A 19985-nucleotide genomic window follows, 5' to 3' on the forward strand; every position below is an offset into this window, starting at 1 on the left:
ATCGCGAGGGCGCCACGCGGCCGAGGCGCTGCGGCATTCGCGCGCGCTACGGGCCGGTCCGGGCGCTCCGCCCGGCTCAGGCCTTCCCTTTGCCGCGCGCCCAGCCGGGCTTCACCGCCTGCCGCGCCCGGCCGAGCGCGAGCGCCTCCGGCGGCACGTCGTCGGTGATCACCGAGCCCGACCCCACATAGGCCCCCGCCCCCACCGCGACGGGCGCCACGAGCGCCGAATTCGAGCCGATGAAGGCCCCCTCCCCGATCACCGTGCGGTGCTTGTTCACGCCGTCGTAGTTGCAGGTGATGGTGCCGGCCCCGAGGTTGGCGCGGGCGCCGACCTCGGCATCGCCGACATAGGAGAGGTGGTTCACCTTGGCGCCCGCGCCGATCGCGGCGTTCTTCACCTCGACGAAGTTGCCGATCCGCGCGCCCTCCGCCAGCCGGGCGCCGGGCCGCAGCCGCGCGTAGGGGCCGACCTGCACGCCCGGCGCGAGCTCGGCCTTCTCCAGATGCGAGAAGGCGTGGATGACGCAGGCATCACCCACCACGACGCCGGGGCCGAACACCACGTGCGGCTCCACCACCACGTCGCGGCCGAGCCGCGTGTCGTGGCTGAGGAAGACGGTCTCGGGCGCGATCAGGGTCGCGCCGGCCAGCATGGCCTCGCGGCGCAGCCGGGCCTGGATCGCGGCCTCGGCGGCGGCGAGCTGCACCCGGTCGTTGACGCCCTGCGCCTCCGCCTCCTCCACCGGCACCACCGCGACCCGGCGGCCATCCGCCACCGCGAGCGCCACCGCGTCGGGCAGGTAGTACTCGCCGGCGGCATTGTCGTTGCCGATCCGGCCCAGGAGGTCGAGGGCCAGCGCCCCCGAGAGCGCCATCAGCCCGGCATTGCTCAGGCGCACGCGGCGCTCGTCGGGACTCGCATCCTTCTCCTCGCGGATCGCCACCACGCGCTCGCCCTCGGCGAGCACCCGGCCGTAGCCGGTCGGATCCGCCGCCTCGAAGGCCAGCACCGCCACCGCCGCGCCCTCGGCCAGCGGCGCGCGCAGCCGCGCCAGGGTCTCGGGGCGGATCAGGGGCGTGTCGCCGAAGGCGATCACCACGTCGTCGGCACCGGCCTCCAGGGCGGGCCGGGCCGCCAGGACCGCATGCGCGGTGCCGAGCCGCTCGGCCTGCGGGAAGACGCGCGCGCCCGGCGCCGCAGCCTCGATCGCGGCGGCCACGTCGGCGCGGCCGGGCTCCACCACCACGGCGATGTCGGTCGCGCCGGCCTCCCGCACGCTGGCGAGCACGTGGGCGAGCATCGGCCGGCCCGCGAGCGGATGCAGCACCTTCGGCAGGTCCGAGCGCATCCGCGTGCCCTTGCCGGCTGCGAGCACGACGGCGAGGAGCGAGCGGGGGGGTGTGGCGGTCACGGGCATCGGGCTCCTCGTCCGGCTGGGCGCTCACGGTCTAGCCGAATCGGCGCGCGCGGCAAACGCGGAGCGCGGCAGCGCCGCAACGCCCGGGCGCCTTCTCGCTTCTTTAACCCCCGGTTCAGGCCGCGACGTGGTACACGGCCCGCGAGCCCCTTCGATTCCGAGCCAGACCCGAGCGCATGACGCGACGCCGCCCCGCCCCGCCCCGGCCGACCACCCCAGGAGGCGAGTTCGACCGTCGCGCGGTGCTGACGCTCGCCGGCACGGGCCTGATCCTGGCGGGCGCCGCCCGCGCGCAGGATCCGCCGGTGCCGACGCTGGCGGACGGCGAGCGGTTCGATCCGGCCCAGGTGGTGGAGATCGCCCGGGCGCTCGCGCGCAAGCCCTTCGCGGCCCCGCCTACCGACCTCCCGGCCCCCTTCGGCGACCTCACCTACGAGCAATACGTCGCGATCCGGCCCAAGCCCGAGCTTCTGGTGTGGCGCGACCAGGGCCGCGGCTTCGTGGTCGAGCCGCTGCACCGGGGCTTCCTGTTCCGCAACCCGGTGGCGCTCCACACGGTGGAGGACGGGGTGGTGCGCCGCATCGCCTACGACCGCGCCCAGTTCACGTTCGGCAAGACGACGCCCCCCGAGGAGGGGCGCGACCTCGGCTTCTCCGGCTTCCGGCTCTACGCGAGCTTCGGCGGCGGGGCGCCGGCCGATTGCGCGATCTTCCAGGGCGCCTCGTTCTTCCGGGCCCTCGCGGCCGGCCAGAGCTACGGGGTCACCGCGCGGGCGCTGACGCTGCGCCCGGCCGAGGCCAAGGGCGAGGAGTTTCCGCTCTTCCGCGCCTTCTGGCTGGAGCGGCCCGCGCCGGGCAGCGGGCAGATCGTCATGCACGCGCTCGTCGATTCCGACTCGGCGACGGCGGCGCTGCACATGACGCTGCGGCCCGGCGACGCCACGCTGGTCGATATCGAGGCGACGCTGTGCCCGCGCACGCCCCTGGAGCATGTCGGGATCGGCGGCATGACGGGCGCCTACCTGTTCGGCTCGGCCGACCGGCGCGGCGTCGACGATGCCCGGGCCGCCGCCCACGAGATCGACGGGCTGCAGATCCGCAACGGCTGGGGCGAGGCGATCTGGCGGCCGGTGCAGAACCCCGAGACGCTGCAGATCTCCGCCTTCCTCGACCAGGATCCGAAGGGGTTCGGCCTCGTGCAGCGCGAGCGCGGCTACGCGGGGTTCCAGGACGACGTGCAGCGCTGGGAGAAGCGCCCGAGCCTGTGGATCGAGCCGTTCAGCACCTGGGGGCCGGGCCGCGAGCAGCGGCCGTGGGGGGCGGGGGCGGTGCAGCTCATCGAGATCCCGAGCGAATCCGAGGTCAACGAGAACATCCTGGCCTATTGGCGGCCGAAGGAGCCGATCACCCAGGAGACGGCCTTCAGCTACCGGCAGTTCTGGTGCTGGACCGTGCCCGGCGCGCCGCCGCTCGCCCTCTGCTCCAGCACGCGGATCGGCAAGGGCAGCGCGGGCAAGCGGCGGCTCTTCCTGGTGGACTTCACCGGCGAGGCGCCCTTCCAGCCCGGCATCGCCCCCGAGGCGCTGCGGATCGCGGTCTCGGCCTCGCCCGGCGCGATCGTGCAGCCCAAGCCGGATGCCAAACCCGATGCGCCCCAGCCCCGGCGCGATCCGCAATTCAAGCCCGTCCTCTACCTCTATCCGGAGCGCAAGACGGTGCGGGCCGTCTTCGAGCTCGATCCCGGCGGCGAGACCGCGTGCGAACTGCGCCTGACCATCAAGAACGGCGACCAACCGGTCAGTGAGACATGGCTCTATCGTTGGACCCTGTGACGCCCGCGCCGACCATCGTGCCGGCGGTGCCGCCCGAGGCGCCGCTCGCCATGCCGGTGCAGGATCTCTCCCGCTGGTCGGAGGCCGACGGGCACCGGCCGGCCGCGCACCCGACGCCGACGCTCGCGCGGCTGTTCGTGTTCGGTGGCGCAGGCCTGCTCACCGCCTACGGCGCCGTGCAGATGTACGAGGTCGTGTCGGTGGCCGGCAGCACCACGGCGCTGCAATGGCTGCTGCTGCTGCTCTTCACCCTCAACTTCTCGTGGATCGCGCTCGCCTTCACCTCGGCGCTGCTCGGCTTCGCGGCGCTGCTGCGCCGCCGCGGCCCCGATCCGGCGCCGGGGCCGCTGACCACCCGCACCGCCGTGGTGATGCCGGTCTACAACGAGGCCACGGCGCGCACCTTCGCGGCCGTGGAGGCGATCCGCGAGTCGATCGAGGTGACCGGCCAGGGGGCGCAGTTCGACTACTGGGTCCTGTCGGATTCGACCCAGGCCGATGCCTGGATCGCCGAGGAGCGCGCCTTCCTGGCCCTGCGCCATAAGCTCGGGGACGGGGCGCGGCTCTACTACCGCCACCGGCCCAAGAACCACCACCGCAAGGCCGGCAACATCGCCGACTTCGTCAGCCGCTGGGGCGGGCACTACGACCGTATGCTGGTGCTCGACGCCGACAGCCTGATGAGCGGGGATTGCGTCGTGCGCCTCGCCGCCGCCATGCAGGCCGACCCGGATGCCGGGATCATCCAGTCGCTGCCCCTGATCATCAACCGCAACACGCTGTTCGCGCGCGTCCAGCAATTCGCCGCGCGCATCTACGGGCCGGTGATCGCCACCGGCCTGTCGCTGTGGTCGGGGCGGGACGGCAATTACTGGGGCCACAACGCGATCATCCGCACCCGAGCCTTCGCGGCGCATTGCGGGCTGCCGGACCTGCCCGGCAAGCCGCCCTTCGGGGGGCACGTGCTGAGCCACGATTTCGTCGAGGCGGCCCTGATCCGGCGAGCGGGCTGGAGCGTCACCATGCTCCCAGACCTGCCCGGTTCCTACGAGGAGAGCCCGCCCTCGCTCATCGACATCGCGGTGCGCGACCGGCGCTGGGCGCAGGGCAACCTGCAGCACGCCCGCCTCATCGGCACGGCGGGCCTCAAGCTGCCCTCGCGCCAGCACTTCGCCACCGGCATCGCCGGCTACGTCGCCTCGCCGCTCTGGGCCGCGCAGTTGGTGGTCGGCGTCGCGCTCGCCCTCCAGACCGCCTACATCCGGCCCGAATACTTCCCGAGCGAGTTCCGCCTCTACCCGGTCTGGCCGCGCTTCGACCCCGAGCGCGCGCTGCAGCTGTTCGGGCTCACCATGGGCATCCTGCTCGCCCCGAAGCTGTTCGGCCTCGTGCTGGCGCTCCTCGACCGCGCGGTGCGCCGGGCGAGCGGCGGCGCGATCCGGCTCGTGCTCTCGGCGCTGATCGAGACCCTGCTCTCGGCCCTGATCGCCCCGATCGCCATGCTGATCCAGTCCGGCTCGGTGGTGCAGATCCTGCTCGGACGCGACACGGGCTGGAACCCGCAGCGGCGCGACGACGGCTCGATCCCGTTCCGCGACATCGTGCGCCGCCACCGCTGGCACACGATCCTCGGGCTCGTCTCCGGCATCGCCGCCTTCGCGATCGCGACCTCGCTGTTCCTGTGGATGTCGCCGACGATCCTGGGCCTCGTGCTGGCCATCCCGATCTCCTGGGCGAGCGGACAGCTCACCTACGGGCTCGCCCTCAAGCGGCTCGGCCTGCTGATGACGCCCGAGGAGCGCGAGCCGCCCGCGGTGGCGCTGCGCGCCGCCGCACTCCAGGCCGAGAACGCCGCCCGGGGCTTCGACGACGCCGACGCCCTCGGCGCCATCCAGGCCGACGCGGCCCTGCGGCGCGCGCACGTGGCGATGCTGCCCGCCTCCCCCCCGCGCCGTCGCGGCAGCGTCGACGCGGAGCGGGTGCTGGCGCAGGCGAAGCTCGCGGAGGCCGAGACCGCCGCGGAGGCGGCCGCGTGGCTCAGCCCCAAGGAGCGCATGGCCCTCCTGCACGATGCCGCGCTGGTCGACCGGGCGGCGCGCCTGCCGGCCTGACGCCCGGCCCGTTAAGCCACCGCTAACCCTAACGGTTTACTCCGAGGCCCGAGGCGGGACACGGGACCGGCGCCGTCCGGCCGCATTCCGCCCTCGTGGACACCGGTGCCCTGCGGCGGCAGGTCCGGCGCAGGCGGAGGCCCGTGGTGGACAAGCGGCCGAGGGGCAGGGTGCAGGACCAATCGGCGGCCCGGCGCCCGGCCGCGCTCGGCCTCGCGCTCGCCGCCTGCCTCGCCCTGGCCGAGCCGGCCCCGGCTCAGCCCGTCCCCGGCCGTGCGCCGGATCCCGTTCCCCTCCCCGCACCGTCCGCCGGGTTGCCGAACCCTCTCGGCGAGGCGGGCCTGCGCGGCTCCGCCAACCCGGCCGTCACCGCCAGGGCCGCGAGCGCGGGCGAGCGCCGCCGAGAGCCGCCCCGGCGACCCTCGCGCCCGCCCGCCAGGGCGGTGGTGCGGGCGGTGACGCAGGTGCCCTCCGAGGACCTGCGGGTGCGCCCGATCGTGCAGGTGCCGGTGACGGGGGTGCCGGATCCGGTGGCGGCCGTCCCGCTCCTGCGCCGGCGGATCGATCCGACCGACCCCTACGCGCCGCTCGGGGTCGAGGTCGGCAGCATCACGTTCTTCCCGGCCTTCCAGCAGAGCGTCGGCTACGACACCAACCCGGACCGGGCGTTCGTCCCCAAGGCCTCGGCGGTCCTGCGCAGCGAGGGCGAGCTGCGGCTCCAGAGCGACTGGTCGGCGCACGCGCTCTCGGGCGAGTTGCGCGGCGCCTACAACACCTATCCGGACAACCGCACCGCCAACCGGCCGGACGGCGACGGCGCGCTGCGCCTGCGCCTCGATGCCGCCCGCGACACGCGGATCGAGATCGAGGGACGCTACCTCGTCACCACCCAGCGCGTCGGCAGCCCGGACCTCAACGCCCTGTCGCTGCGCGAGCGCCCGATCGTGGCCGCCTACGGCGGCACCGTCGGCGTGGTGCAGGATTTCAACCGCCTCCAGGTCTCGTTGCGCGGCCTCGTGGACCGGCAGAGCTTCGACGACGCGGTGCGCACCGACGGGACGGTAATCCCGCAGGGGGACCGCAACGCCAACACCTACGGGCTGCGCCTGCGCACCGGCTACGAGATCAGGCCCGGCCTGACGCCCTTCGTGGATGCGCTCGTGGATACCCGCGTCCACGACTTCGCGGTGGACTTCAACGGCTACCGCCGCGATTCGGACGGGCTGACGCTCCGGGCGGGCAGCACCTTCGAGCTGAGCCGGATCCTCACCGGCGAGGTCTCGGGCGGCTGGCTGCGCCGCACCTACGCCGACCGGCGGCTGCGGGACGTGACCGGCCCGGTTCTCGACGGGGCGCTGATCTGGGCGGCCACGCCCCTCACCACGGTCCGGCTCGGCGCGAGCACCGGCGTGGTCGAGACGGTGGTGGTGGGCGCGAGCGGGATCCTGACCCAAGCCGCGCTCCTCGAAGTGACGCACGACCTGCGGCGCAACCTGCGGCTGACGCTGCTCGGCTCGGTGTTCACCAACGACTACCAGGGCGTGCGCATCCAGGAGGACGGCTACGCGGCCGGGATCAAGATCGACTACCGGCTGAACCGCTGGCTCGGGCTGCGGGCGAGCTACACGCACGAGAACCTGCGCAGCACCGCCACCCGCTCGTCCTACGATTCGGACACCTTCCTGTTCGGCGTGCGGGTCAATCCCTGATCCCTCAGCGCCGCCCGCGGGCGGCGACCGGGATCTCGCCGACGATCCGCCCGCCGCGCGTCGCCACCAGCCGGTCGGCCATGTTCACGACGACGCAGACGTGGTTGGGCACCACCCGCACCACCGTGCCGACCTCCGGCCCGGCCGCCACGCCCGAGAGATCGAGGAAGCCGTGCTCCTCGGCGAGCTTGTGGATGCGGGCCTGCGGGTATTCCCGGATCAGCCCGTAGCCGTCGAGCCCGCCGCCGGGATCGGCCGTGAGGGTCTTGGAGCCCGCATCCAGCACGCCGCGCGTCGGCGTGGCGCGGCTCACCACGGTCGTCACCACCTCGAGGGCGCAATCGTCCAGGGTGGCGGCCCCGCAGGCCACCATCATGCGGTCGTTGAAGATCGAGGTGCCGGAGCGGTGCTCGGTGGCGCCCCGGACCTCGCCGAGATGGCGCAGGTTCGGGGTTCCGCCGGTGGAGACGATGCCGGCGGCGAGCCCTTCCCCGCGCAGGCCCTCCTGCGCGGCGTCGAGGAAGGCCTGGGTCGCCGCCGTGCCGTCCTCCGGCGGATAGAGCAGGACGCCGGCGAAGCGCAGCGAGGGGGCGTCGGCGATGAGGCGCGCCAGCGCCACCGCCTCGCCGGGGGTCGCGACCCCGGCACGGCCGCGGCCCGTGTCGCACTCAACCACCACGTCGAGCACCCGCCCGGCCGCCTGCGCCGCCTCCGCGAGGCCCACCACCACGGCGGGATGGTCCGAGCTCACGGTCAGTGCCGTGCGGCGCAGGAGGCCGGTGAGGCGCCCGAGCTTGTCCGCGCCCAGCAGGTTGTAGCTGATCAGGATGTCGGTGAGGCCGGCCTGCGCCATCACCTCGGCCTCGCCGAGGGTCTGGCAGGTGAGGCCGCGCGCGCCGGCCTCGCGCTGGCGCCGCGCGAGGTCGGGGCTCTTGTGGGTCTTGATGTGCGGGCGGTTGGCGAGGCCCGCCGCCTCGCAGGCGGCCTGGAGCCGGGCGATGTTGCGGTCCACCCGGTCGAGGTCGATCATCAGGGAGGGCGACCCGAAGGTGCGGACGACCTCTTCGGCAAGCGTGGTCATGGGGCCTCCTCGGCATCGTCGTCTCGGCAGACCGGGTGCGGTTCGCCGAGAAGAGGAGGCCGAGTCAAGCCGGCTCAGCGGGCGAGCGTGAGCGGGGCGCCGGATTTCGACAGCGCGCCGTCGAGGCCGCCGCCGCCGGGGCGCAGGCGCGCCGCGACGGTGCCGCCCGGCTGGTAGAGGTAGACCTCTCCGTCGCGGTAATCCCAGGCCGTGACCTTCGCCAGATCCTTGTTGCTGCAGCCGGCCGAGCTGGCCTTGTAGAGATCGAGCGCCGGCGTACTGGCGAGCGTCACCCGGCAGGTGGCGCCGGTGGCGTCCCGCGCGGTCCAGCCGCCGACCACCCCGGAGCGGCCGCCGCTCGTCACCGGCGGCGGGGGCGGCGGCGCGATGGCGGCCTGCTGCTGCACCGGCGGGGCGGCGGGTTCGGCGACAATCGGCCCGCCGGGATTGGCCGCGACCTCCGCCGGGGAGGCGCTGGCCCCCGGGGGCGGCGCCAGCGGCGCCGAGGTCACGGGACCGGCCGAGAGGCCCGGCGCGCCGAGCATCGGCTCCTCGGGCGGCAGCGCGCGCGCGGAGGGACGGGCGGCGGCGCGGGTCGTGCCGGCGTCGAAGCGGGACGAGGCGCAGGCGCTCACGGCGGTGGCGAGCGCCAGGACGGCAACGGTGCTGAGGTACGAACGCGGCATCGCAGGGTCCCGATCATCTGGTTTCCCCGGCGCCATACGATCCCGCGAAGGCGGCGGCAGGGCCGCCGGACACGGTAAAGGCGCCCGCAGGCGCCTTTTCGTTCCGGTGTGGCCGGAAGGCCGCAGAGGTTCGGGCCGCGCCGCGCTCAGATCTCGCGGGCCACCATCATCTTCTTGATCTCGGCGATGGCCTTCGCCGGATTCAGGCCCTTCGGGCAGGTGTTGGCGCAGTTCATGATGGTGTGGCAGCGATAGAGCCGGAACGGGTCGTGCAGCGTGTCGAGCCGCTCGCCCGTGTGCTCGTCGCGCGAGTCGATCAGCCAGCGATAGGCCTGGAGCAGGGCCGCCGGGCCGAGGAAGCGGTCGCCGTTCCACCAGTAGCTCGGGCAGGAGGTGGTGCAGCAGGCGCACAGGATGCACTCGTAGAGCCCGTCGAGACGCGCGCGGTCCTCCGGGGTCTGGCGCCACTCCTTCTCCGGGGCGGGGGTCTCGGTCTGCAGCCAGGGCTCGATCGCCGCGTGCTGGGCGAAGAAGCTCGACAAGTCCGGCACCAGATCCTTCAGCACCGGCATGTGCGGCAGCGGATAAATCTTGATCTGGCTCGACTTGCAATCCTCGATCCCGAGCGTGCAGGCCAGCGTGTTCTGCCCCATGATGTTCATGGCGCAGGAGCCGCAGATGCCCTCGCGGCAGGAGCGCCGGAAGGTCAGCGTCGGGTCGATCTTGTTCTTGATCCACAGGAGCGCGTCGAGGACCATCGGCCCGCAATCGTCGCGGTCGACGTAGTAGGTGTCGATCCGCGGATTGGCGCCGTCGTCCTGGTTCCAGCGGTAGATCCGGAACTCCTGCAGGCTCTTGGCCCCGACCGGCTTCGGCCAGGTCTTGCCTTCGGTGTACTGCGAGTTCTTGGGGAGCGTGAACTGGGCCATCCGTCAATACCTAATGGGTTCGATCGAATCCGAGTAACCGAAGCCGAATGCCGCGGGCGTGAGCGGCAATTCGCGGTCCTGGGCGATCCAGGCCGCATGATTGCCGAGCACCATGCTCACCGTGACGCGCATGCCGCGGATGCAGGCGCGCCCTTCCATGATCGCGGGGTCGCGGGTGATCCGGCTGAACTCGGCCATCGACCCTACCCCCGCCTTCGCGACGGCCCGCACCCCAACGCGGCTCAGTACACCCGCGCCTTCGGCTCGATATACGCGATGTCGTTCGACATCGTGTAGGTGTGCACCGGCCGGTAATCGATCGTGACCTTGCGGCCGTCCGGGTCGAGCCACGCCAGGGTGTGCTTCATCCACTCCTTGTCGTCGCGGTCGGGGAAGTCCTCGCGGGCATGCGCGCCGCGGGACTCGGTGCGGTTGACCGCCGATTCCATCGTCACGACCGCCTGGCCGATCAGGTTGTCGAACTCCAGCGTTTCGAGAAGGTCGGTGTTCCACACCAGCGAGCGGTCAGTGACGCGGATGTCGTCGATGCCGGACCAGACCTTGTGGATGAGGTGCTTGCCCTCCTCCAGCACCTCTCCGGTGCGGAAGACCGCGCAGTTGTTCTGCATGGTCTTCTGCATGTCGAGCCGCAGGTCCGCGGTGGCGACGCCGCCATCCGCGTAGCGGAAGCGGTCGAGGCGCGCGAGCGCCTTGTCGGCGGAATCCTTCGGCAGGTCGGGCAGGCGGCCGTTGGCCTCCACGATCTCGGCGCAGCGCAGGCCCGCCGCGCGGCCGAACACCACGAGGTCGATGAGCGAGTTCGAGCCGAGACGGTTGGCGCCGTGCACCGACACGCAGGCCGCCTCGCCGATCGCCATCAGGCCCGGCACGACGTAGTCGGGGTTGCCGTCCTTTAGGGTCAGCACCTCGCCGTGATAGTTCGTCGGGATGCCGCCCATGTTGTAGTGCACGGTGGGCAGCACCGGGATCGGCTCCTTGGTCACGTCGACGCCCGCGAAGATCTTGGCGGATTCCGAGATGCCGGGCAGGCGCTCGTGCAGGATCTTGGGGTCGAGGTGGTCGAGGTGCAGGAAGATGTGGTCCTTGTTCTTGCCGACGCCGCGTCCGGCGCGGATCTCCATGGTCATGGAGCGCGAGACCACGTCGCGCGAGGCGAGGTCCTTGGCCGACGGCGCGTAGCGCTCCATGAAGCGCTCGCCCTCGGCGTTCGTCAGGTAGCCGCCCTCGCCGCGGGCGCCCTCCGTGATGAGGCAGCCCGCGCCGTAGATGCCGGTCGGGTGGAACTGGACGAACTCCATGTCCTCCAGCGCGAGGCCGGCGCGCAGCACCATGGCGTTGCCGTCGCCCGTGCAGGTATGGGCGGAGGTGGCCGAGAAGTAGGCCCGCCCGTAGCCGCCGGTCGCCAGGATGGTCATGGCGGCGCGGAAGCGGTGGATCTCGCCGGTCGCCTGATCGAGGGCGATCACGCCGCGGCAGCGCCCGTCCTCGTCCATGATCAGGTCGAGGGCGAAGTACTCGATGAAGAAGTTGGTCTTGGCCTTGGCCGCCTGCCCGTAGAGGGTGTGCAGCATGGCGTGGCCGGTGCGGTCGGCGGCCGCGCAGGTGCGCTGGGCCGTGCCCTTGCCGTAGTCGGTGGTCATGCCGCCGAAGGGACGCTGGTAGATCTTGCCCTCGGCCGTGCGCGAGAACGGCACGCCCCAATGCTCCAGCTCGTAGACGGCGGCCGGGGCATTGCGCACGAGGTACTCGATCGCGTCCTGGTCGCCGAGCCAGTCCGACCCCTTCACGGTGTCGTACATGTGCCAGCGCCAGTCGTCCGGCCCCATGTTGCCGAGCGAGGCCGAGATGCCGCCCTGCGCGGCGACGGTGTGAGAGCGGGTCGGGAAGACCTTGGTGATGCAGGCGGTGCGAAGCCCGGCCTGCGAGCAGCCGACCGTGGCGCGCAGGCCCGCGCCGCCCGCGCCGACGACGACGACGTCGAAGCTGTGATCGACGATGGGGTACGCCTTGCCGTTCTGGGCCGGCGCCGCGGTTCCGTTCGTGGCCATGGAGCGTGTTCCCTGAAGTCTAGACGAGGGTCCGGAGACTGACCCGCACGATGGCGTAGAGGCAGGCGACCGCCACGACGACGCAGTAGAAGGTGTTGGCGATCACCGCCGCGATCTTCAAGCCCTTGTCGTGGACGTAGTCCTCGATGACGATCTGCAGCCCCATGCGCATGTGGTTGGTGACCGAGAGGACGCCAAGGATCAGCAGGATCGCCACCAGCGGATGCGAGACGAGCCGGACCGCATCCTCGTAGGACCGGCCGGCGCAGAGCGCGACGATCACCACGAAGGAGAGGATCAGCGGTACGTTCGAGACCGCAGTGACGCGGTGCAGCCACCACTCGCTCGTCCCGTGATGGGCGGGCCCCAGGCCCTTGGCGCGGGCATAGGCGGTGCGGATGGTGCGGGTGGCTTCGGGACGGTTGTCGACCATGACGGATCCCCTTCAGCGCGCCAGGAGGGCCGCGGCCCAGATCACCACGGTGAGCACCGCCGAGCCGACGAGGGTGTACTTGGCCATGGCGATGCGGGTGCCGGGCTCCATGCCGTGGCCGAAATCCCAGACGAGGTGCCGGATGCCGCCCAGCATGTGATGCATCAGGATCCAGGTGTAGACGAAGATCACCAGCCGCCCGAGGATCGAGCCGTAGAGCCACGCCACCGGATCGTAGGCCGCCTTGCCGGAGGCGAGCGCCACGAGCCAGATCGCCACCAGCGCCGTGCCGCCGTAGAGCGCAACGCCGGTGATGCGGTGGAACACCGACATCGCCATGGTCCAGGTCCAGCGGTAGATCTGGAGGTGCGGCGAGAGCGGTCGGGCCACGGCGGGCCTGACGATTTCGGCCATGATGCGATCCTTGTTGGACGAGGCTGCTGAACTCTGGTCCGGCTCTAAACTAAGGCACCCGGCCGCTCCGTCACGGGGCGGCGGTACGCCCCGCGGGCAGCCGGGCACCCGGCATCCAGCGTATCTCTCCTTGGAAATGGTCCGGTTCGCAATTCGGTTCTCGTTGACGCAGGCTTCGCGTCCGGCGAAGGATCGGCGCCCTCCACCACCCCCGCGCGTGCCGGCACCGGAGTTCAACCTTCGTACGCTGCGCAGGATCATCGCCCGGGAGATCGCCGCCCGCCATGCATTTCGACCTCGTCGACCTCAGCCTCTTTCGCCACGTCGTCGAGGCTGGCTCGATCACGCAGGGCGCGAGCCGCGCCAACCTCGCGCTCGCCGCGGCGAGCCACCGCATCCGGGCGATGGAGGCCTCGCTCGGCGCCTCCCTGCTCACCCGCGCCCGCCAGGGCGTGACGCCGACGCCGGCGGGGCGCACCCTCCTGTCGCATGCCCGCGCGATCCTGGCGGGCGTCGAGCGGCTGCAGACCGACCTTGCGGCCTTCGCGGGCGGCGCCGCGGGCCAGATCCGTGTCCTGTCGAACACGAACGCGTTGACCGAGTTCCTGCCCGAGGCCCTCTCCGCCTATCTCACCCTGCACCCGGGCGTGAGCGTCGAGATCGAGGAGCGGCTCTCCGACGAGATCGTCGGGCTGGTGGCCGAGGGCGTGGCCGATCTCGGCCTCGTCGCCGCCACCGTCGAGACCGGGACGCTCCAGACCTATCCGTTCCGGCGCGACCGCTTCGTCCTCGCGGTCGCGCAGGGCCATCCGCTGGCCGCGCGGGGTTCCGTGAGCTTCGCGGAGGTGCTGGGTCACGACATGGTCGGGCTCGACCGGGCGAGCGCGCTCACGCGCTTCCTGCTCACCAAGGCCGCGCGCATCGGCCTGCCCCTGCGCCTGCGGGTGCAGCTGCGCGGCTTCGACGCGGTCTGCCGCCTCGTCGAGTGCCGGGTCGGGGTCGGCATCGTGCCGGAGACCACGGCCCGCCGCGCCGCCCGCACCATGGGCATCGCCATCGTCGCGCTCGACGACCCCTGGGCGCTGCGGGACCTGACGATCTGCGTGCGCGACCTTGCGGCCCTCCCCCCGTTCGCGCAGGATTTCGTCGCCCACCTGCGGGCGCAGGACGCCTGAGGCGCCCCCTCACCAGGAGAAGCCGTGCAGAAGCCGCTCGCGGGCATCAAGGTGCTCGAACTCGCCCGCATCCTGGCCGGACCCTGGATCGGCCAGCTGCTCGCCGATCTGGGGGCGGACGTCGTCAAGGTGGAGCGCCCCGTGGTCGGGGACGACACGCGCAGCTGGGGACCGCCCTTCGTCGAGGCGGCCGACGGCGGCACGCTCTCGGCCTCCTACTTCCACTCCACCAATCGCGGGAAGCGCTCGGTCGCGGCCGATTTCGAGACCGAGGAGGGCCGGGCGGTGGTCCGCCGCCTCGCCGCGCACGCAGACGTGGTGATCGAGAACTTCAAGGTCGGAGGCCTGCGGAAGTACGGGCTCGACCACGAGAGCCTGCGGGCGCTGAACCCGCGCCTCGTCACCTGCTCGGTGACGGGCTTCGGCCAGGACGGCCCCTACGCACCGCGCGCCGGCTACGATTTCATGATCCAGGGCCTCGGCGGGATCATGTCGCTCACCGGCGAGCCGTCCGGCGAACCGGTGAAGACAGCGGTGGCCTTCGCGGACGTGTTCACGGGCGTCTACGGCACGGTGGCGATCCTGGCCGCGCTCCAGGGCCGGCACGCCACGGGCACGGGCTGCCACATCGACATGGCGCTCCTCGACACGCAGGTCTCGGTGCTGGGCAACCAGGCCCTGGTCTACCTCGTCTCCGGCCTGCTCCCGCCGCGCATGGGCAACGAGCACACCAGCATCGTGCCCTATCAGGTGTTTCCGACCGCGGACGGGCACATCATCGTGGCCTGCGGCAATGACGGGCAGTTCGAGAAGTTCTGCGGCGTGCTCGGGACGGCGTGGCACCGCGAGGACGCCTACGCCACCAATCCGGGCCGGGTCAGGAACCGCGCGGTGCTGATCCCGCTGATCGCCGCCGAGACCGGCCGCCACCCGAAGGCCGATCTCCTGGCGCGGCTCACCGCCGTGAACGTGCCGGTGGGTCCGATCAACGATCTCGCCGAGGTCTTCGCCGACCCCCAGGTGCTCCACCGCGGCCTGCGGGTCGACCTGCCCGAGCCGCGGGCGGCGGGCGGCCGCGTGCCGAGCGTGCGCTCGCCGATCGTCATCGACGGGACCCCGATGGTGGCCGCCACGGCCTCGCCGCAGGTGGGGGACCACACGGCGGAGGTGCTGGCGGATCCCGGCTGGGGCGGATGAGACCAAAATCCGCTTCATGCGCCCCTGCCGACGCGGCCTCCGGGTTTCGGATGGTCGCCCCGGTCGGCACAGTCCTGTCGGGGCTGTTCAGGCCCTGACGAGAGCCGTAATCGGATGTATCCGGTCGGGAATCGATCGAGGGAGGAGACGAGAACGCGATGCGCGAGAGCGAACACCCCCGCAGCGGCGGCCGCATCCTCGTCGACCAGCTCGCGGTGCACGGCGTCGGCGACATCTTCTGCGTGCCGGGCGAGAGCTATCTCGCGGTGCTCGACGCGCTGCACGACTCGGCGATCCGCCTCACGGTCTGCCGCCAGGAGGGCGCCGCCGCGATGATGGCGGAGGCCGCCGGCAAGCTCACCGGCCGGCCCGGCATCTGCTTCGTCACCCGCGGCCCCGGCGCCATGAACGCGGCGCCCGGCCTCCACGTGGCGCGCCAGGATTCGACGCCCCTGATCCTGTTCGTCGGGCAGATCGAGCGCGGCGCGCGCGAGCGCGAGGCCTTCCAGGAACTCGATTACCGGGCGGTGTTCGGCACCGTGGCGAAGTGGGTGACGGAGGTCGACGATCCGGCCCGGCTGCCCGAACTCGTCTCGCGCGCCTTCCACGTGGCGACCGCCGGGCGGCCCGGCCCGGTGGTGGTGGCCCTGCCGGAGGACATGCTCACCGAGACCGCCGCCGTGCCGGATGCCGAGCCCTTCGTCCCCGTGGAGACCCATCCGGCGCTCAACCAGATGGTGGCGCTGCAGAAGCTTCTGGCGGAGGCGAAGCAGCCGCTGGCGATCCTCGGCGGCAGCCGCTGGAGCCCCGGCGCGGTGCGGCGCTTCGCGCGCTTCGCCGACCTGCTCTCGCTGCCGGTCTCCTGCTCGTTCCGCCGCCAGGGCCTGTTTGCGGCCGATCACCCCTGCTACGCGGGCGATCTCGGGCTCGGCGTGAACCCGAAGCTCCTCGCGCGCATCCGCGAGGCGGACCTCCTGCTCCTCGTCGGCGGGCGCCTGTCCGAGATTCCCTCGCAGGGCTACACGCTCCTCGACATTCCCGGGCCGGCGCAACGGCTGGTGCACGTCCACCCGGATCCGGAGGAACTCGGCCGGGTCTACCGGCCGCATCTCGCCATCAACGCGAGTCCGGCCGCCTTCGCGGCGGCGATCGAAACCGTGCAGCCGCCCGCCCATCTGCCCTGGGCCTCGGGCACGGCCGCAGCCCACGCGGATTACCTCGCCTGGAGCGATCCGTCGCGGATCCGCACGCCGGGCGACCTCCAGATGGGCGGCGTGATGGCCCACCTGCGCGAGGCGCTGCCGGCGGATGCGATCCTCTGCAACGGGGCGGGCAACTTCGCCACCTGGGTGCACCGGTTCTGGCCCTTCCGGGCCTTCGACGGGCAGCTCGCCCCGACCTCCGGCTCGATGGGCTACGGCGTGCCCGCGGCGGTGGCGGCCAAGCGCCTCATGCCCGAGCGCACCGTGGTGGCGGTGGCGGGCGACGGCGACTTCCTGATGAGCGGGCAGGATTTCGCGACCGCCGTGCAGTACAACCTGCCGCTCGTCGTCATCGTGGTCGATAACGGCATGTACGGCACGATCCGGATGCACCAGGAGCGCGAGTATCCCGGCCGCGTCTCCGGCACGGCCCTGCGCAACCCCGACTTCGCCGCCTACGCCACCATCTTCGGCGGCTATGGCGAGCGGGTGACGCGGACCGAGGAGTTTCCGGCCGCCCTCGCCCGCGCCCTGGCCTCCGGCCGGCCGGCCATCCTGCACTGCCCGATCGATCCCGAGGCGATCACGCCGACGACGACCCTGACCGCCCTGCGCGAGCGCGCCCGGCCGTCCTGAGGGCCCGCACGGACGGTACGCTCTTGCCGAACGCCGCCGTCCATGCTCTTGCCGGGCTGTGAGCCGTGCGGGTTCGCGTCCGTCATCGGACTGAAACACAACAGACCCATCAGGGCCCGCGTCACTGGAGGAGACGAGGCGTCATGGCGCTGACCGGTATCGTTCGCAACGGGCTGGCCCTGCTGGGGCTCGCCGCGGCCACGCCCGCGCTCGCGGTCACCGAGCTGCAATGGTGGCACGCCATGGTCGGCGCCAACAACGACGCGGTGAACCGCCTCGCCGAGGAGTTCAATGCCTCGCAGAGCGAGTACCGCATCGTCCCGGCCTACAAGGGCACCTATCCGGAGACGCTGAACGCCGGCATCGCGGCCTTCCGGGCTGGCACGGCGCCCCACATCATGCAGGTGTTCGAGGTCGGCACCGCCACCATGATGGCCGCCAAGGGCGCGGTGAAGCCGGTCTACCAGCTGATGAAGGACGCGGGCGAGCCGTTCGACCCGGCCACCTACCTGCCGGCCATCACCGGCTACTACTCGACCACGAAGGGCGAGATGCTGTCGCTGCCCTTCAACTCGTCCTCGATGGTGATGTGGGTCAACCGCGACGCCCTGCGCAAGGCCGGGCTCGACCCGAACGCCCCGCCCAAGACCTGGCCGGCCTTGTTCGAGGCCGCCAAGGCGCTGAAGGCGGCCGGCTTCACCACCTGCGGCTTCTCCAACACCTGGGTCACCTGGGCGCATCTGGAGCAGCTCTCGGCGTGGCACGACGTGCCGCTCGCCACCAAGGCGAACGGCCTCGACGGCTTCGACACCAGCCTGACCTTGAACGGGCCAGTGCAGGTCAAGCACCTCGCCAACCTGGCGGAGCTGCAGAAGGAGAAGCTGTTCGACTATTCCGGCCGCTACGACAACGGCTTCGGGCGCTTCACCTCGGGCGAGTGCCCGCTCTTCCTCGGCTCCTCGGGCTCCTACGGGCAGGTGCGCAACAACGCCAAGTTCGATTGGGCGGCCGCGCCGATGCCCTATTACCCGGATGTGCCGAACGCGCCCCAGAACAGCATCATCGGCGGCGCCTCGCTCTGGGTGATGGGCGGCAAGTCGGCCGAGGAGTACAAGGGCGTCGCGAAGTTCTTCAGCTTCCTGTCAGCCACCGACCGGCAGGCCAAGCTGCACCAGACCACCGGCTACCTGCCGATCACCAGGGCGGCCTACGAGAAGTCGAAGGCGGACGGCTACTACGACAAGAACCCGGCCCTCGAAGTGCCGATCAAGGAACTCACCAACAAGCCGCCGACCGAGAACTCCCGCGGCCTGCGCCTGGGCAACATGCCGCAGATGCGCGACGTCTGGTCGGAGGAGATCGAGGCGGCGCTCGCCGGCAAGAAGACCGCCAAGGAGGCGCTCGACGAGGCGGTCGCGCGCGGCAACGCGATCCTGCGCCAGTTCGAGCGGCAAGCGAACCGCTGAGAGAATCGAACCGCTAGGAGCATCGTGGGACCCGAACGCGTGACCTTCCGGGGCTGGCTCCTGCCGCTGGCCCTGCTCACCCCCCAGCTCGCCGTCGTCGGCCTGTTCTTCTACTGGCCGGCCGTGCAGGCGGTCGGGCATTCCTTCGTGGCGCAGGATGCGTTCGGGCTCTCCACCGAGTTCGTCTGGTTCGAGAACTACCGGGCGCTGTTCTCGGACCCCGCCTATTACGACTCGCTCGGCGTCACCGCTCTGTTCTCGGCCGCGGTGGCGGGTCTGTCGCTCGGGATCGCACTGCTGCTCGCCGCGATGGCCGACCGGGAGATCCGCGGGGGCGGTCTCTACCGCACCCTGCTGATCTGGCCCTACGCGGTGGCGCCCGCGGTGGCGGGGGTGCTGTTCGGGTTCCTGTTCCAGCCGGCGCTCGGCCTCGTGGCGCAGCTCCTGCGCGACCTCGGCATCCCCTGGAACCCGCTCCTCGACGGCCGGGACGCGCTGGTGCTGGTGGTGCTCGCCGCCGCCTGGAAGCAGATCTCCTACAATTTCCTGTTCTTCCTGGCCGGCCTCCAGGCCATCCCCCGCAGCGTGATCGAGGCGGCGGCGATCGACGGGGCGGGTCCGGTGCGGCGGTTCTGGACCATCATCTTCCCGCTCCTCTCCCCCACCACCTTCTTCCTGCTCGTCGTCAACGTGGTCTACGCCTTCTGCGAGACGTTCGGGATCATCGACGTGCTGACGGCGGGCGGGCCGGGCCGGGCGACGCAGACCCTCGTCTACAAGGTCTACCAGGACGGCCGCATCGGCGCCGATCTCGGCGGGTCGGCGGCGCAGTCGGTGGTGCTGATGGCGATCGTGATCGGCCTCACGGCGATCCAGTTCCGCTACGTGGAGCGCCGGGTCGCGTACTGAGGACGGGCGGCTCCGCTGTCCCCGGGCTCCGCCCGCGGGGCGGCAGCCTGCCGGGGCGTGAACCTGTCGCACGGCTCGGCCGTTGTCCGGGGGATCCGGAGACCGTCATGCCCCGCCTGCCCCTCAGCCTCGTCGCCCTCTGCCTCATGGCCGCGCCCGCCCTCGCCCAGACCGCCTCGGCCCCGCCTCCCCTGCTGAGCGAGCCGCCGGCCGGCGCGATGCGGGCCTCGGCCTTCGAGGGGGTGCCGGTGATCGGCATGGACCACGTGCGGATCGGGACCATCGAGGACCTGCTGCTCGGCCCCGACGGCCGCGTCGCGGCGGTGGTGGTCGGGACCGGCGGCGTCCTCGGCCTGGGAGAGAAGAAGGTCGCGGTGCCCTTCGACCGGTTCGCCTGGAACGCGGGCGAGGGCGCCTCCGGGCCGCGCTCCTACACCACGCCCGACTCCGCGCCGAGCGAGGCGCGTGCGGAGAGTGCCGGCCCCGGCACCATGCCGGGCGCCCAGGCGAGCAACGAGGTGCTGGCCGCCGTGGAGGGCCGGCGCAGCGGCGAGGTCAGCGACACCACGGGGTCGGTCACGGCGCAGCAGCCCCGCGGCCGCGCCACCGTGCCGCTGGTCGGGCCGAGCGGCGGCCCGAAGGAGGCCGAGGTGCGGATGACGAAGGCGGAGTTCGAGGCGGCTCCCGCGTTCCGCTACGAGGCGGAGACGAAGTGA

The 19985-nt window shown here is 72.1% G+C and carries 17 protein-coding genes; 9 read left to right on the forward strand and 8 right to left on the reverse strand.

The window, feature by feature from the left end; genetic code table 11:
- Nucleotides 1-76 precede the first annotated feature (76 nt).
- Nucleotides 77-1420, reverse strand: coding sequence for a bifunctional UDP-N-acetylglucosamine diphosphorylase/glucosamine-1-phosphate N-acetyltransferase GlmU (gene glmU / locus MFF61_RS06770; protein ID WP_238234318.1), 1344 nt, complete (start codon nucleotides 1418-1420; stop codon nucleotides 77-79).
- A 176-nt stretch (nucleotides 1421-1596) separates the two neighbouring features.
- Here glmU and MFF61_RS06775 point away from each other — a divergent pair, with 176 nt between their 5' ends.
- The 3 genes from MFF61_RS06775 (at nucleotide 1597) to MFF61_RS06785 (ending at nucleotide 7072) form a co-directional block, all read left to right on the forward strand.
- The gene (locus MFF61_RS06775) at nucleotides 1597-3252 is read left to right on the forward strand and encodes an OpgD/OpgG family glucan biosynthesis protein (RefSeq protein ID WP_238234319.1); all 1656 of its coding nucleotides are present in this window, start codon (nucleotides 1597-1599) and stop codon (nucleotides 3250-3252) included.
- Entirely contained in the window at nucleotides 3228-5363 is a 2136-nt protein-coding gene (gene mdoH, locus MFF61_RS06780) for a glucans biosynthesis glucosyltransferase MdoH (protein ID WP_238234320.1), read from the forward strand. Before MFF61_RS06775 ends, mdoH begins: the two co-directional genes overlap by 25 nt.
- 170 nt (nucleotides 5364-5533) lie before the next feature.
- On the forward strand, nucleotides 5534-7072 hold the full coding sequence (locus MFF61_RS06785; protein WP_238234321.1) for an outer membrane beta-barrel protein: 1539 nt from the start codon (nucleotides 5534-5536) through the stop codon (nucleotides 7070-7072).
- A gap of 4 nt (nucleotides 7073-7076) precedes the next feature.
- Here MFF61_RS06785 and MFF61_RS06790 read toward each other — a convergent pair whose 3' ends face one another.
- The 7 genes from MFF61_RS06790 to sdhC all read right to left on the reverse strand — a co-directional run bounded on the left by MFF61_RS06790 (nucleotide 7077) and on the right by sdhC (nucleotide 12684).
- On the reverse strand, nucleotides 7077-8153 hold the full coding sequence (locus tag MFF61_RS06790; protein ID WP_238234322.1) for an alanine racemase: 1077 nt from the start codon (nucleotides 8151-8153) through the stop codon (nucleotides 7077-7079).
- Between the two features lie 74 nt (nucleotides 8154-8227).
- Nucleotides 8228-8839 carry an AprI/Inh family metalloprotease inhibitor gene (locus MFF61_RS06795; RefSeq protein ID WP_238234323.1) on the reverse strand — a complete coding sequence of 204 codons (612 nt, stop codon included), beginning with the start codon at nucleotides 8837-8839 and terminating at the stop codon, nucleotides 8228-8230.
- Nucleotides 8840-8985: 146 nt separating this feature from the next.
- Complete coding sequence (locus tag MFF61_RS06800; protein WP_238234324.1) at nucleotides 8986-9768, reverse strand: succinate dehydrogenase iron-sulfur subunit; 783 nt, start codon at nucleotides 9766-9768, stop codon at nucleotides 8986-8988.
- Nucleotides 9769-9771: 3 nt separating this feature from the next.
- Nucleotides 9772-9966, reverse strand: coding sequence for a DUF433 domain-containing protein (locus MFF61_RS06805; RefSeq protein WP_238234325.1), 195 nt, complete (start codon nucleotides 9964-9966; stop codon nucleotides 9772-9774).
- 44 nt (nucleotides 9967-10010) lie between these two features.
- Nucleotides 10011-11837 (reverse strand): succinate dehydrogenase flavoprotein subunit, encoded by a 1827-nt coding sequence (gene sdhA / locus MFF61_RS06810; protein ID WP_238234326.1) that lies wholly within the window; start codon nucleotides 11835-11837, stop codon nucleotides 10011-10013.
- 19 nt (nucleotides 11838-11856) lie between these two features.
- Nucleotides 11857-12270 (reverse strand): succinate dehydrogenase, hydrophobic membrane anchor protein, encoded by a 414-nt coding sequence (sdhD, locus tag MFF61_RS06815; protein ID WP_238234327.1) that lies wholly within the window; start codon nucleotides 12268-12270, stop codon nucleotides 11857-11859.
- A 12-nt stretch (nucleotides 12271-12282) separates the two neighbouring features.
- Nucleotides 12283-12684: a succinate dehydrogenase, cytochrome b556 subunit gene (gene sdhC, locus MFF61_RS06820; RefSeq protein WP_238234328.1), complete on the reverse strand. Its 402-nt coding sequence runs from the start codon at nucleotides 12682-12684 to the stop codon at nucleotides 12283-12285.
- A 284-nt stretch (nucleotides 12685-12968) separates the two neighbouring features.
- On the opposite strand from sdhC, the gene MFF61_RS06825 reads away from it, so the two are divergent.
- The 6 genes from MFF61_RS06825 to MFF61_RS06850 all read left to right on the forward strand — a co-directional run bounded on the left by MFF61_RS06825 (nucleotide 12969) and on the right by MFF61_RS06850 (nucleotide 19985).
- Nucleotides 12969-13859 (forward strand): LysR family transcriptional regulator, encoded by an 891-nt coding sequence (locus MFF61_RS06825; protein WP_238234329.1) that lies wholly within the window; start codon nucleotides 12969-12971, stop codon nucleotides 13857-13859.
- Between the two features lie 24 nt (nucleotides 13860-13883).
- Complete coding sequence (locus tag MFF61_RS06830; RefSeq protein ID WP_238234330.1) at nucleotides 13884-15056, forward strand: CaiB/BaiF CoA transferase family protein; 1173 nt, start codon at nucleotides 13884-13886, stop codon at nucleotides 15054-15056.
- Between the two features lie 158 nt (nucleotides 15057-15214).
- Nucleotides 15215-16894, forward strand: a complete 1680-nt coding sequence (locus tag MFF61_RS06835; RefSeq protein WP_238234331.1) for a thiamine pyrophosphate-binding protein — start codon at nucleotides 15215-15217, stop codon at nucleotides 16892-16894.
- Nucleotides 16895-17037: 143 nt separating this feature from the next.
- Nucleotides 17038-18360, forward strand: coding sequence for a sn-glycerol-3-phosphate ABC transporter substrate-binding protein UgpB (gene ugpB, locus MFF61_RS06840; RefSeq protein ID WP_238234332.1), 1323 nt, complete (start codon nucleotides 17038-17040; stop codon nucleotides 18358-18360).
- 24 nt (nucleotides 18361-18384) lie between these two features.
- On the forward strand, nucleotides 18385-19269 hold the full coding sequence (ugpA, locus tag MFF61_RS06845; RefSeq protein ID WP_238234333.1) for a sn-glycerol-3-phosphate ABC transporter permease UgpA: 885 nt from the start codon (nucleotides 18385-18387) through the stop codon (nucleotides 19267-19269).
- Nucleotides 19270-19376: 107 nt separating this feature from the next.
- A complete protein-coding gene (locus tag MFF61_RS06850; protein WP_238234334.1) occupies nucleotides 19377-19985 on the forward strand; it encodes a PRC-barrel domain-containing protein in 609 nt (202 codons plus the stop codon).

It is taken from the genome of Methylobacterium isbiliense (assembly GCF_022179325.1).
GTDB lineage: Bacteria > Pseudomonadota > Alphaproteobacteria > Rhizobiales > Beijerinckiaceae > Methylobacterium > Methylobacterium isbiliense.